At 68.3% G+C, this 12,885-nt stretch carries 10 protein-coding genes; 3 read left to right on the top strand and 7 right to left on the bottom strand.

The annotated features are described in order from the left end of the window. The first annotated feature begins 73 nt into the window (after positions 1-73). From RCO27_RS08510 to RCO27_RS08500, 3 genes are read left to right on the top strand one after another with little or no spacing between them, the layout of a single operon-like run. Positions 74-1,450: a dicarboxylate/amino acid:cation symporter gene (locus RCO27_RS08510; protein ID WP_309002248.1), complete on the top strand. Its 1,377-nt coding sequence runs from the start codon at positions 74-76 to the stop codon at positions 1,448-1,450. A gap of 14 nt (positions 1,451-1,464) precedes the next feature. Beyond that, positions 1,465-4,557 (top strand): TonB-dependent receptor domain-containing protein, encoded by a 3,093-nt coding sequence (locus RCO27_RS08505; protein ID WP_309002247.1) that lies wholly within the window; start codon positions 1,465-1,467, stop codon positions 4,555-4,557. 10 nt (positions 4,558-4,567) lie between these two features. Next, on the top strand, positions 4,568-5,506 hold the full coding sequence (locus RCO27_RS08500; protein ID WP_309002246.1) for an alpha/beta hydrolase: 939 nt from the start codon (positions 4,568-4,570) through the stop codon (positions 5,504-5,506). Here RCO27_RS08500 and RCO27_RS08495 read toward each other — a convergent pair. From RCO27_RS08495 to RCO27_RS08465, 7 genes are all read right to left on the bottom strand, one after another. Beyond that, complete coding sequence (locus RCO27_RS08495) at positions 5,503-6,255, bottom strand: TorF family putative porin (protein ID WP_309002245.1); 753 nt, start codon at positions 6,253-6,255, stop codon at positions 5,503-5,505. The genes RCO27_RS08500 and RCO27_RS08495 overlap by 4 nt on opposite strands. 158 nt (positions 6,256-6,413) lie before the next feature. Continuing rightward, positions 6,414-7,751 (bottom strand): ammonium transporter, encoded by a 1,338-nt coding sequence (locus tag RCO27_RS08490; protein ID WP_309002244.1) that lies wholly within the window; start codon positions 7,749-7,751, stop codon positions 6,414-6,416. A 13-nt stretch (positions 7,752-7,764) separates the two neighbouring features. Further along, on the bottom strand, positions 7,765-8,103 hold the full coding sequence (locus RCO27_RS08485) for a P-II family nitrogen regulator (protein ID WP_309002243.1): 339 nt from the start codon (positions 8,101-8,103) through the stop codon (positions 7,765-7,767). 308 nt (positions 8,104-8,411) lie between these two features. Beyond that, on the bottom strand, positions 8,412-10,475 hold the full coding sequence (locus RCO27_RS08480) for an alkaline phosphatase D family protein (protein ID WP_309002242.1): 2,064 nt from the start codon (positions 10,473-10,475) through the stop codon (positions 8,412-8,414). Between the two features lie 56 nt (positions 10,476-10,531). Next, on the bottom strand, positions 10,532-11,209 hold the full coding sequence (locus RCO27_RS08475; RefSeq protein ID WP_309002241.1) for an AraC family transcriptional regulator: 678 nt from the start codon (positions 11,207-11,209) through the stop codon (positions 10,532-10,534). Further along, positions 11,206-12,051 carry an S-formylglutathione hydrolase gene (gene fghA, locus RCO27_RS08470; protein WP_309002240.1) on the bottom strand — a complete coding sequence of 282 codons (846 nt, stop codon included), beginning with the start codon at positions 12,049-12,051 and terminating at the stop codon, positions 11,206-11,208. Before fghA ends, RCO27_RS08475 begins: the two co-directional genes overlap by 4 nt. Positions 12,052-12,172: 121 nt before the next feature. After that, positions 12,173-12,859, bottom strand: coding sequence for a type 1 glutamine amidotransferase (locus RCO27_RS08465; RefSeq protein ID WP_309002239.1), 687 nt, complete (start codon positions 12,857-12,859; stop codon positions 12,173-12,175). Positions 12,860-12,885 lie beyond the last annotated feature (26 nt).

Genomic DNA, 12,885 nt, shown 5'->3' with positions numbered 1-12,885 from the left:
ATATCATCCGCACACAGGCGCAACAGCCGTCGATCGGCCTGCGCAGGCGTGCGCTGTCAGGAGAGGCACCATCATGCTCACGGCTTCCGCCGTCCCTGCGTCACCCGGGGCCAGCCGGCACCGCCTGCTGGGTCATCTTTACGTCCAGGTGCTCGTCGCGATCGTCCTGGGCGCGATCGTCGGCCATTTCTGGCCCCAGTTCGGCGAATCCCTGAAGCCGCTCGGCGATGGCTTCATCAAGCTGGTCAAGATGATCATCGCGCCGGTGATTTTCCTCACCCTCGTCACCGGCATCGCCGGCATGAAGGAGATGGCGTCGGTCGGCCGCGTGGCCGGCAAGGCGTTCGCCTATTTCCTGTTCTTCTCGACGCTGGCGCTGGTGGTCGGGCTGATCGTCGCCAATGTCGTGCAGCCCGGGGCGGGAATGAACGTCGATCCGGCGCGGCTCGATGCGGGCGCGGTCGCCGCCTATTCCGAGCGCGCGCACGAGACGACGATCACCGGCTTCCTCCTGGACATCATCCCGACCACGATGGTCTCGGCGCTGACCGAGGGCTCGATCCTCCAGACGCTGTTCGTCGCGATCCTGTTCGGCATCTCGCTGTCGCTGGTCGGCGAGCCGGCCCGGCCGGTCCTCGACTTCCTGGAGCGGTTGAGCCTCGTCGTGTTCCGGCTGGTGGGAATCCTGATGCGGGCGGCGCCGATCGGCGCGTTCGGCGCGATCGCCTTCACCATCGGCGCCTACGGCATCGGCACGCTCGCCAACCTGGGCGCGCTGGTCGGCACCTTCTATCTCACCTCGCTGATCTTCGTGCTGGTCGTGCTCGGGACGATGGCGCGGATCGCCGGCTTCTCGATCCTCAAGCTCATCCGCTACCTGAAGGCCGAGCTGCTGCTCGTGCTCGGGACCTCCTCGTCGGAGGCGGCGCTTCCCAATCTCATCGACAAGATGGAGCGGGCCGGCTGCTCGCGGAGCGTCGTTGGGCTGGTCGTGCCGACCGGCTATTCCTTCAACCTCGACGGCACCAACATCTACATGACCCTGGCCGCCCTGTTCATCGCCCAGGCGACGGGGGTCGAACTCAGCCTCTGGGACCAGGTCGCGCTGCTCCTCGTCGCCATGATCAGCTCGAAGGGCGCGGCCGGGGTCACCGGTGCCGGGTTCATCACGCTCGCCGCCACGCTCTCGATCGTGCCGAGCGTGCCGGTGGCCGGCATGGCGCTCATCCTCGGCATCGACCGGTTCATGAGCGAGTGCCGCAGCCTCACCAACTTCATCGGCAACGCGGTCGCCACCATCGTTGTCGCCAAGTGGGACAAGGCGCTCGACCAGGCCAGGCTCGACGCCGCGCTCGGCGGCCATCCCGGGCCCGCCATGCCGGGGGCGTCCGAGGCCAAACGCCAGATCCAACAAGAGCTCGAAGCGCTGGACACGGCGCCACAGGATTAGGGGAGGGACATCCGATGCAACTGAAATACCTGCTTCTCGCCACGGCCATGGGATCGGCGCCGACGATGCTGCTGGCCCAGGATGCGCCGCCGTCCGGCGATGCTGCGGCACCGGAGCAGGAAGTGGTGATCACCGGCACGCGCATCCAGCGCGAAACCTACGACACGCCGGCGCCGACGATCGGCGTGTCCCGCGAGGACCTGCTGGAATCGGGCGATTCCGAGCTTTCCGAAACGCTTGCCGACCTGCCGCAGCTGTTCTCGACGCTCAACGACGCGACGGTCACCGGCAACACCCAGAATTCGGGCCTCAGCGCCATCCAGTTGCGCAATCTCGGCGACAACCGCACGCTCGTGCTGATCGACGGCCGCCGCACCGTCTCCAACAGCGGCATCGGCAACCGCGTGTCGCTCTCGACCATCCCGACCGACTTCATCGACCGGGTCGAGATCGTGACCGGCGGCACCTCCTCGATCTACGGCTCGGACGCGGTCGCCGGCGTGGTCAACATCATCACCGAATCCCGCCAGACCGGCTTCCGCATCAACCTGCGCGGCGGCGTCAGCGACGAAGGCGGCGGCGAGGAGTTCACGGTGAGCGGCAGCTGGGGCGCCCGCTTCGCCGACCGGCGCGGCTATTTTCTGGTGAGCGGCACCTACGACCGCGACTGGGGCATCCGGGCCGTCGAGCGCGACTGGGCGATCCGGCCGGTCGCCTACGGCTACGATTTCAACACCGGCACCAACCTCCTCGAGACGGTGTTTCTCAACAACGGGGTGCCAACCAGCGGCGACCAGCCGCTCAGCACCTTCCCGCCGAACGTCGCGAGCGATCTCAGCTCCTTCATCCCGGGCGGCGTGTTCTCGGGCGCCAGTGCGGCGCGCGACCGTTTCTACCGGAACGGCCAGCTCGTGCCGCTCGGGCCCGATGTCCAGACCGGCCTGCCCGTGCCGGTCGGCACCAGCGACAACGGCAACAGCGGCTATTTCCTGCCCAATCGCGACGGCTACAACCAGCGCACCGGCCGCTCGCTCATCCTGCCGCGCGAACGCTATCTCGCGGCCGCCAAGCTGCGCTACGAATTCTCGCCCGCGGTGTCCGCCGAGGCGCAGGTCCAATATTCGCGCATCTATTCCATGGAGACGCGCGAGGCGGTCGGCATCGGCTGGGATTCGACCTACCCCGTCACCGACCCGGTGACCGGCGAGACCGTCGAGGTCGAATATGGCCGCATTCCCTGCCGCCGCGCGACCGGCGGCTCGGCCGGGCCGTGCAACCCGTTCGTGCCGGCCGAGATCCGCGCCGATGCGCCGACCAACGGCACCGGCCTCGCCTGGGACCGCCGCTTCGACGAGGTCGGCGGCCAGATCACCGAGAACGACCGCGAGACGATCCGGTCCTGGCTCAGCCTGCGCGGGCAACTGACGGAGAGCTGGAGATGGGAGGCCAGCGCCGGTTTCGGCCAGTACCGGCAGGAGCAGCTGCGCCGCAACGAGATCAACGGCGCCAACCTGACCGCCGCGCTCAATGCCGAGCTCGGCCCCGACGGCCAGCCGCGCTGCGTCGATCCGAATGCGCGCGCCGCGGGCTGCGTGCCGATCAACCTGTTCGGCGAAGGATCGATCACGCCCCAGGCCGCGGAATGGATCCGCGCCGACCTGCGTCAGGATTTGCGCATCCGCCAATACAACGCCCAGGCCTTCGCCACCGGACACCTGTTCGAAGGCCCCGCCGGCCCGGTTTCCGCGGCGATCGGCGTCGAATATCGCCGCGACAGCCAGCGGCTGCGCGGCGACGAGCTGTCGCGCGAAGGCGGCACGACCGGCAACGCCATTCCGGACTTCGGCGGCAGCATCAGCGCGATCGAGGCCTTTGCCGAGGTCTCGGCGCCGCTGGTCCGCGATCGCCCGGGCATCGAGCTGCTCAGCGTCGACGCCTCGGCGCGCGCCGCCCATTACAGCATCGACCGGGTCGGCTGGGTCTTCTCGTGGCGTGGTGGCATCCAATATGCGCCGATCCCGGACCTGCGCTTCCGGGCGCAATATGCCCGCGCCCAGCGCGCGCCCGATCTCGCCGAAATCTTCTCGCCGCCGCGCGGCAATTTCGAGGCGGCGACCGACCTGTGCGACGGCGTGACGCCGGCCACGGCCGGGCGGATCGCGGCGGCCTGCCGGCAGGATCCCGGCATCCAGGCGCTGTTCGCGCAGCAGGCGGCCGCCGGCGATCCGCAGGTCTTCGCCCAGGTCGGCACGAACCTGTTCAGCCCCAACGCCGGCAATCCCGATCTCAAGGAGGAGACGGCCGACACCTTCACCCTGGGCGCGGTGTTCAATCCCAGCTTCCTGCCGGGGTTCACGCTCGCGGTCGATTATTACGACATCCGCATCCGCGACGCGATCGACGCCTACACGAACACCGACATCCAGCTGCAATGCTACGACACGGACGTGCCGCAGGCCGACAATCCGTTCTGCGCCGACATCACCCGCAACCCCAACAACGGCCAGATCGTCGAGCTCATCCAGCGGCAGGTGAACCTCGCCCGCTTCGACACGCGCGGCATCGACGTCGCGGCCAACTACCGCTTCGATCTGAACGGCCTCGGCGTCCCGGGCACGTTCGACCTGCGCTACGACGCGACCCATGTGCTCGACCAGACGGTCGAGTTCGAGGGGGTCGACGGGCTTGTCGTCAACGACCTCAGGGGCGATCTCGCCGAGGGCGCCTTCGCCTACCGCGCCCGCGGCGCGCTCGCCTGGCGGCTCGGCGGCTTCCGGCTGCGCTGGACGACCACCTATTATGGCGACATCAACGACAGCAACGGCTTGCGCGACCGCTACCGCGAGCTGCTCGAGACGCTGCCGGAGGCGGAAGTGCCCTCCTATCTCGACATCGGCGACGTCTGGGAGCACGACATCTTCGTCTCCTACGACTTCGACATCGCCAGCGGCAGCGACCTCAGGCTCTATGCGGGCGTCAACAACCTGTTCAATTCGATCAGCCCGTTCCTGCCGTCGGGCACCGAGAGCGGACGGCTCACCAACCAGAACGGCATCTACGACATTGCCGGCCGCCGCTTTTATGCCGGCGCGACGTTGCGGTTCTGAACGCGTGAAAATGCTCCTCGCCCTGCTCGCCGCGCTGCTCCTCCCTACGGCGGCGCAGGCCGAAACGGGTGCGGAGACGATCCGGCTGTGGCCCGGCGATCCGCCGGGTCACGGCCGGCCTGCGGGGCCGGAGCGGGTCGGCGGGGAGGGCTCCGGGCAGGGCGCCTACACCAACATCTCGACGCCGCGGATGGAGGTCTACCGGCCGGAGCGGCCCACCGGTGCGGCGGTGCTGGTGATCGGCGGCGGCGGCTATTTCCGCATACAGATCGACAGCGCTGCCCGCCCGATCGCGCGCTGGCTGCAGGGGCAGGGGATCAACGCCATCGTCCTCTTCTACCGCCTGCCCGGCGACGGCTGGAATGCCGATGCGCCGTTCCAGGATGGCCAGCGCGCGATGCGGCTCCTGCGCGCCCATGCCGCCCGGCTCGGCATCGATCCGGACAGGGTGGGCGTGCTCGGTTCCTCCGCTGGCGGCCATCTCGCCGGCATTCTGGCGACGCGCGGCGACCATGATTTCTACGCGCGCGTCGATGCCGTCGACGCGCAACCGGCGCGGCCGGACTTCGCCGGATTGATCTACCCGGTCATCTCCTTGCGCGCGCCGCTCGACACGACCCGCACGGCGCGGCACCTCGCCGGGCTTCCGAATGCGGTTTCCGACTATTCGGTCGAGGCGCATGTCGACGCGGCGACGCCGCCGATCTTCCTCGCCCACGCCGCCGACGATCCCACCGCCGATGTCGGGCACAGCCTCGCCCTGTTCGCAGCCATGCGCGCGGCGAACCGGCCGGTCGCGCTCCACGTCTTCGATCGCGGCGGCCACAGCTGGGGCATGGGCGCGCCCGGCAGCCAGGTCGCCGCCTGGCCGTCCCTGTTCGAGACGTGGTTGCGCAGCCATCAGTTCCCGGCGCCACAAGCGACGCCGGCCGGCACGCCGGACTCCTAGAACGACACGCCGACCGAGCCGACCACGCCACTGCCGCTCGCATTGCGGCCCGTGGGGGTCAGGTAGTCGCCGTCGGTGTCGACATACTGGACGCCGAGGGTGAGCGGCCCGGTCGTGTAGCTCACCCCCAGATTCCAGTCGGTATATTCGTCGCCGATGGTAAGGTAGCTCGGCCCGAAGCTGTGGCCGAGATGGCCTGAGACGGCGAAGCCGCTGCCCAGCGACGCGGAGAGATCGCCGGCGAGGTAGAGATTGTCCTCGTTGCCGTTGCCGATCGAGAGCGCCGACTGGCTCCAGGCATAGTTGGCGGTGACCTTGGCGGTCACCGGCCCGAACGTGTGGGACACCGAGACATAGGGCTCGAAGAAGTCGCTGCTGTAGCCGGGAACGACGCTCGAGGAGCCGGGATAGTAATAATAGAGCAGGCCGGCGTCGATCGTGGTCGCGCCGAACGTCCGCCGATAGCCGAGAATGAAATCGATCTCCTGGTCGGAGCCGGCGGCCACATAGTCGTCGATCGAGGAGCCCCAGACCGTCGCGTAGAGGCCGGAGGCATGGCCGAGCGTGAAGGTGCCCTGCACGGCGAAACGCTTGTCGGTCTGCGAAATGCCGCGGAAGCGGTAGTCGGAGACGAGCGTGGCGCCGCCGTTGATCGTGAAGCCGCTGCCGAGCTCCGCGGCGAAGGCCGGGCTCACGGCCGCGAGGGACAGGGAACAGATAGCGGTGTGGACGAGTGTCTTGATGCGCATGGGATTTCTCCCCCCTTGGGTTACGGGTTGCTCCTCCCAGACCTGTCCGCTTCCCCCGTCCCCACGGTTCGTGCGGGCAAGCCTCTCCTGTCCGCCGCCGACGGGAGCAGGTCCGTCGGCGGCGTTGTCGTTATGGTTCTCGTCAGTCGTTCAGCAGGTCAGAGGTTGTAGGCGCGCTCGCCATGGTCGGTGATGTCGAGCCCTTCGCGCTCGGCATCGTCCGGAACCCTCAGGCCCACCGTATATTTCAGGATCGCCCAGACGATCGCCGAACCGATGCCGGACCAGGCGATGGCGATCAGCACCGCCTTGATCTGCGTCACCGTCTGCGTGGCGATCACGAACGTGTCGGCGCCGAACCCGCCCAGCGACGGTGCCGAGACGATGCCGGTGCCGATCGAGCCGATGATGCCGGCAATGCCGTGGATGCCGAACACGTCGAGGCTGTCGTCGAGCTTCAGCCGGTTCTTGAGGCTGCCGACGAACCAGTAGGCGCCGAGCGACGCGACCACGCCCAGCACCATCGCGCCCATGATGCCCGACGTGCCGGCCGCCGGCGTCACCGCGACGAGCCCGGCGATGACGCCCGAGGCGCCGCCGAGCAGCGACGGCTTGCCGGAAACGACGCGCTCGGCGATCAGCCAGGTGATCGCCGCCGCCGCCGGACAGGCGAGGGTGTTCATCAGCGCGACCGCCGCGCCGCCCGTCGCCTCGAGGTTCGAGCCGGCGTTGAAGCCGAACCAGCCGACCCACAGCAATCCGGTACCGATCAGCGTCAGGCCGAGCGAATGGGGCGGAATCATCTCCTTGAGAAAACCGATCCGCTTGCCGGCGAAGAACACGCCCACCAGGCCCGCGATGCCGGCGTTGATGTGCACCACCGTGCCGCCGGCGAAGTCGAGCGCGCCCATGGCGAAGATCAGGCCGCCGCTCGTCCACACCATATGCGCGATCGGCGCATAGACGATGGTGAGCCAGAGCGGCACGAACAGCAGGATCGCCGTGAACTTCACCCGCTCGACCAGCGCGCCGACGACCAGCGCCGCGGTGATCGCCGCGAAGGTCGACTGGAAGGCGACGAACACCAGCTCCGGGATGCCGACGCCGGCGCTGAACGTCGCCGCCAGCGTGTCGCCGCGAATGCCGGCGAGGAACAGCTTGCTGGCGTCGCCGATAAGCGCGCCGCCGGTCCCGAAGGCGAGACTGTAGCCCCAGATGAACCAGACGACGAGCGCGACGCAGGTCACGCCGAGCACCTGGGTCAGCACCGAGAGCAGGTTCTTGGCGCGCACCAGGCCGCCGTAGAACAGGGCGAGGCCCGGCACGATCATGGCGAGGACGAGGATGGTGGAAACCAGCATCCAGGCCGTGTCGCCCTTGTCGACGGTCAGTTCCGGCGCTGCGGCGGCCGCTTGCGCTGCCGCAGGGAAGAAGAGCGGCAGCGCAACCGCGGCGAGCGCCGGAAGGAAGGCGCGAAGTCGGGTAAGAAGGATCATTGCACCCCCCATGTCAGATGGCGTCTTCGTTGAGTTCGCCGGTGCGGATGCGCACCGCCTGCGCGATGTCGAGGACGAAGAGCTTGCCGTCGCCGATCGAGCCGGTGGACGCGGTTTGCTGGATCGTCTCGAGCACCTTGGGCGCGAGATCGGACGGCACGGCGATGTCGAGCCGCACCTTGGGCACGAAGCTCGTCGTATATTCGGCGCCGCGATAGATTTCGGTTTGCCCCCGTTGCCGGCCAAACCCGCGCACCTCGGCGATCGTCATGCCCTGGACGCCGATGGCGGCCAAAGCGTCGCGAACCTCCTCGAGCTTGTAGGGTTTGATGATGGCGATGATCAGCTTCATGCTGCCCCCTTCACCTTGGGCCAGGCATGATGCCGGGCCGCTTGAAGCGGCTCGGGCGGGCCATGTGTCGGCAGCCCGCACGGCGCCGCTCATGTTGCATCGCGCAAATTGCTGCAGTGCGTCAACGCGAGGTGAGGAATTCACCTGATCGTCGATAAGCTATTATTTCTATGTGAGAATATTATTCTTCGACCGACCGGTCGGATGTTGAAACTCGGCTCAGTTTCATTGCTGCGCCGCACGATTCGCCGTGCCGAACCGCGGCATTTTCGGCAGAGTCGAGATGGAATCCTAACCCCCAAAGGCGGCTAGATCGCGAGCTCCGGATCGCCTTCGACAAGCTGCTGTTCGAGATGCGGGCGCTCACCGGCATACCACATCCGAGCGCGATGGCGGACGCGATAGCGCACCGGGCCGCCATCCCCGCGCTCGCTGCGCTCGAGCGGACGCGGGATGCAGACGAATTCGGTGGTGAGGTCGTCGGCCGTCAGCCACACCGTCGTATAGCCATGGCCGCCGAGATCGAGGAAGGAGAGGTGGGGCGACAGATCGGGATTGGAGGCCGCGCGCGCCCGCGCGAGATCGCCGGTGCGCCCGTATTCGAGGCAGGAGCGGACGCCGTGGCGGAGCAGCATGTTGACCGCGGCCTGCGGCCGTTCGCGGCCCGGCCGGTCGGCCATGAACAAGGGCCGCAGCGGATGGTCGCGCGGGAATCGGTGCTCGAACGCCTCGACCAGGCCGGGGCTGGAGATCGAGCCGGTGATGAAGGCGACGCCGATCGGCGCGAAGTCGTGGGGCGGCAGCGCCTTCGCAGCATAGCCGGCCCAGAAGCTGTGCCGGTCGCCGGACACGACCGCAAAGCCGGTAATGCCTGCGTCGCGGACCAGATCGTAGATTTCGCCGCGCTCGTGATAGGCGCCGCTATGGTCGCCGCCGCCGAAGCCGGCATAGCCGTTGCCCGGCCAGGGTCGGGTCAGCCCTTCCGGCAGATTCTGCGGATCGGCGCGCCAGTCGAGGGTCCCGAGTGAATTGCCCCAGATTTTCCAGGTCGCGCGGGCGGCCTGCAACCGCGTCTTGAACCACGCCTTCTGCTGTGCGCCGAGGATGGTGTAGGGCGCGCCGGCCTTGCGGAAATTGGGCACGCGCACCTCGCCGAAGACGATTTCGTCGGGCGGATTGCCGCCGTCATAAGTGCGACCCGCATCGAGGATCTCCATCGCTTCCTGCGGGAACAGGTTGGGAAAATCCGGGCTGCTCAGGGGCGCGCATTGCGGCTGGCCGGTCGGCTCCTCCATCCGGTAGCTGTGCTGGTCGGTGACGAAGAGGTCGAGGTGACGGCCGTAGCGCAGCGCCCGGTAGCCGGTGAGGCTGCCGATCGCGGCGAGGTTGTTCGGTTCCTGGCCGAGGCCGTCGTCGTCGAAGGTCTCGATCGGCGCGTCGGTCACCGTGGGCGGATCGAAAGTGTCGAGCGACGGGCCGGGCTTGGCGATCCGCGCCGGCTGATATTCGAACCAGGCCTGCATCGCGGCGACCTTGAGGGTCTGCGCCGGCCGCTCGATCGGCGGCGCCTTCATCACGCTCTGCCAGCCCATCCACGAGAATTCGTGATTGTCCCACATCGCCACGAACGGCCAGCGCGCCCGCGCGTCCTGGATGTCCGGATCGGCGAGATAGGCGCGGTAGATGGCGCGATAGCCGTCCGCGGTCTGGGGAATGTGGAAGTCGCGGACCTTCACGCTGTCGGGGACGCGGCCGATGTCGCGGATACGGCGGTCGTAGCGGGTCTGCACCTCCGCGGGATATTGCACGACCTCGTAGATGAAGTCGCCGAGGTGGAGGACGAAGCCGAGCCGCTCGGCTTCGGGCAGGCGCTCGTCCTCATGGATCATCTTGCGCCAGGCGTTCTGGGCGCCTTCGTTGATGTTCTGGCAGCTGACGAAGGCGAACTTGACCGGACGGCCGTCGCGGTCCGCCGGGGCGGTGATCGTGCGGCCGATGCGGCTGCCGTTTCCTTGGGTATCGCTGAAGCGGTACCAGTAGACTTGGGCCGGCCTCAGGCCGCCGACCAGCACCCGGGAGGTCCAGTCGGCGACGGCCGACACGCGCGCCGGGGCGGTCGCCACCACCTCGCGGAACGTCGCGTCGCGCGCGACCTCGACGGTCAGATCCGCTGCTTCGACGCCGTCGAACGCCCGGCGGGTCCACAGCAGCACACTGTCCGGCGCGGGATCGCCAGAAGCGACGCCTTCCGGATAGAGATCGCGTCGTTCCCGCCAGTTGGTGCGCGAGGGGCGGGCCTCGGCGGCGCCCCAGGCGACGGTGGCGCCGATCGCGGCGGCGGTTTCAAGGAACTGGCGGCGGCTCAGCTTCATCGGCGCTCTCCCGATCCGCTTTCTGCCAGAAGATCGCGCCGCTGGCTTGTAGCCAGTTAACCCCGCGCCGCCCGCCAGAGCGAGGGCGGCAGGCCGGTGAAGGCGCGCACAGCGTGGGTCATATGGGCGAGGTCGGCGAAGCCGAGATCGTGGGCGATCTCGGTCAGCGGCCGCCCCGACTGCATCGCGGCCAGCCGGGCGCGGCGGGCGCGTGTTTCCATCCGGAACGATTTCGGCGAGGTACCGAAGGCGCGGCGGAAGCCCCGCGACAGGCTCTCGGGAGCAAGGTCGCGTTCCTCTGCCCATCGCGCGAGGGAGAGGTCCGGCATGGCGTCGAGATCGATGGCGAGAATGTCGACCCAATGGTCGCAGCGCATGGCGGCCTTGCGCATCGTCCGCCCCAACTCGGCAGCCGCCTCGAAGGGGTCGATCTCGCACAGCCGCGCCAGCGCATCGGGATCGGCGATGGTGTAGAGTCCCTCGATCGCGTCGTCCTGCCAGGGCAATCTGAGGATCGTCGTCCCGAGATGGCTCATCATCGCATTGCCGTGGCAATCGAACCGCCCGTGCAGCAGCACGTCGCCGGGGCCGACGGTCGCGCGGCCAGCGAAGCTCGCCTCGGAAAAACGGCCGGCAAGGGCGACGGTCGCATAGCCGCCGTCATGGCGATGCCGCGGCACGTCGTGGCCGGCCGGCATCGTCTCGACCCCGTAGCGGATGCGGCGGAAGCTCATCCGAGCCGCGCCGCGTGCCAGCGCAGATGGTCCTCCATGAAGGTCGAGATGAAATAATAGCTGTGGTCGTAGCCCGGCTGCCGCCGCAAGGTCAGTGCGATGCCGGCATCGGCGCAGGCCGCTTCCAGCAGCTCGGGCCGGAGCTGTTCGGCGAGGAACTGGTCGGCCTCGCCCTGGTCGACGAGAAGCTCCGGCACCCGCGCGCCGTCCTCGATCAGCGCGACCGCGTCATGCGCCCGCCAGTCGGCGCGGCCGGCGCCCAGATAGCCGCCCAGCGCCTTCTCGCCCCATGGTACCTGCGACGGCGCGACGATCGGCGCGAAGGCGGAGATACTGCGATAGCGGCCGGGATTGCGCAACGCGAGGGTGAGTGCGCCATGGCCGCCCATCGAATGGCCGGTGATCGCCTGCCGGCCCATGTCGACGGGAAAGATGTCGGCGACGAGGGCGGGAAGCTCCCCGGTCACATAGCTGGACATGCGATAGTGCCGGTCGAACGGGGCCCGGGTGGCGTCAACGTAGAAGCCGGCGCCGAGCCCGAAGTCATAGGCGCCGGCCGGGTCGTCCGGCACCCCGTCGCCGCGCGGGCTGGTGTCCGGCGCGACGAAGATCAGGCCGAGCTCGGCGCAGGCGCGGCGATACTCGCCTTTGTCGGTCACGTTGGCGTGGGTGCAGGTGAGGCCGGAGAGATACCAGACGACCGGCAGCTTCGTGCCGTCGTCCGCCTGCGGCGGCACGAAGATCGAGAACGTCATCTCGGTGCCGGTCGCGTCGCTTCGGTGCGTCACCACATGCTGCGTGCCGCCATGGCTGCGATTCACCGAAACGGTATCGATGGTCACGATGCATCACTCCTTCCGACCCTGCATCCGTCACCCCGGCGAAGGCCGGGGTCTCAGAGAGTGAAGGGCTCGGCGCCTTTTCGTCCCGAGATCCCGGCCTTCGCCGGGATGACGGCTGGGTTCAACTCTTCAGAAACGTCCTGATCCAGCCGCCGACCTTCGCATTGTCGTTCGGCGCGTCCAGTGAGGCGATCGCGGCGTCGGGATTGGGCAGGCGTTCCCGGCGGCTGTCGATCAGCGCCCTGGTGAAGTCGGCGGACAGCTCCGGGTGGAACTGGAAGGAGATGGCCGGCCGGTCGCGCCAGGCGAGGCCGGCATAGGGGGTGAAGACCGACGAGGCGATGACGTCGGTGGCCGGCGGCTGCATCACCACCTGATCCTGATGCGAGGCGGGCACCGCGACCGACGCGGCCTGATCGCCGTTCATCCAGGCCGTCCGCTCGACGATCGGATAGGTGTGGAGGCCGATTCCCCAGCCGCGCGTCGATTTTTCGACATGGCCGCCGAACGCCTGTGCCATCGCCTGATGGCCGAAGCAGATGCCGACCATCTTGCGGCTCTTCGCGGCGCTCAGGAAATCGATGAGGCCGCCGATCCAGGGCAGCGGGTCATAGACCCCGGCCGGCGAGCCGGTGACCACATAGGCGTCGTGCGTGCTCGGATCGTGTGGCAGCTCGCCCGCCTCGACGTCATAGCTCGCATAGTCGAAGCCGTCGGCCAGCAGGTCCCGGAACATCGCCGGATAGCGACCATAGCGTTCGATCAGCGGCGCGGGCGGCTTGCCGGCCTCGAGGATGGCGACCTTCATGGCCGCAGCTTACCGCGCGCGGCGGC

Source organism: Sphingosinicella sp. LHD-64 (assembly GCF_031157375.1).
Classification (GTDB): Bacteria; Pseudomonadota; Alphaproteobacteria; order Sphingomonadales; family Sphingomonadaceae; genus Allosphingosinicella.
The sequence above is the reverse complement of the archived record's forward strand: the minus strand, read 5'-3'. Positions and strand labels throughout refer to the sequence as shown.

Coding starts and splice junctions, on each gene's coding strand:
- RCO27_RS08510 (WP_309002248.1), top strand. CDS start 74: ATGCTCACGGCTTCCGCCGTCCCTGCGTCACCCGGGGCCAGCCGGCAC.
- RCO27_RS08505 (WP_309002247.1), top strand. CDS start 1,465: ATGCAACTGAAATACCTGCTTCTCGCCACGGCCATGGGATCGGCGCCG.
- RCO27_RS08500 (WP_309002246.1), top strand. CDS start 4,568: ATGCTCCTCGCCCTGCTCGCCGCGCTGCTCCTCCCTACGGCGGCGCAG.
- RCO27_RS08495 (WP_309002245.1), bottom strand. CDS start 6,255: ATGCGCATCAAGACACTCGTCCACACCGCTATCTGTTCCCTGTCCCTC.
- RCO27_RS08490 (WP_309002244.1), bottom strand. CDS start 7,751: ATGATCCTTCTTACCCGACTTCGCGCCTTCCTTCCGGCGCTCGCCGCG.
- RCO27_RS08485 (WP_309002243.1), bottom strand. CDS start 8,103: ATGAAGCTGATCATCGCCATCATCAAACCCTACAAGCTCGAGGAGGTT.
- RCO27_RS08480 (WP_309002242.1), bottom strand. CDS start 10,475: ATGAAGCTGAGCCGCCGCCAGTTCCTTGAAACCGCCGCCGCGATCGGC.
- RCO27_RS08475 (WP_309002241.1), bottom strand. CDS start 11,209: ATGAGCTTCCGCCGCATCCGCTACGGGGTCGAGACGATGCCGGCCGGC.
- RCO27_RS08465 (WP_309002239.1), bottom strand. CDS start 12,859: ATGAAGGTCGCCATCCTCGAGGCCGGCAAGCCGCCCGCGCCGCTGATC.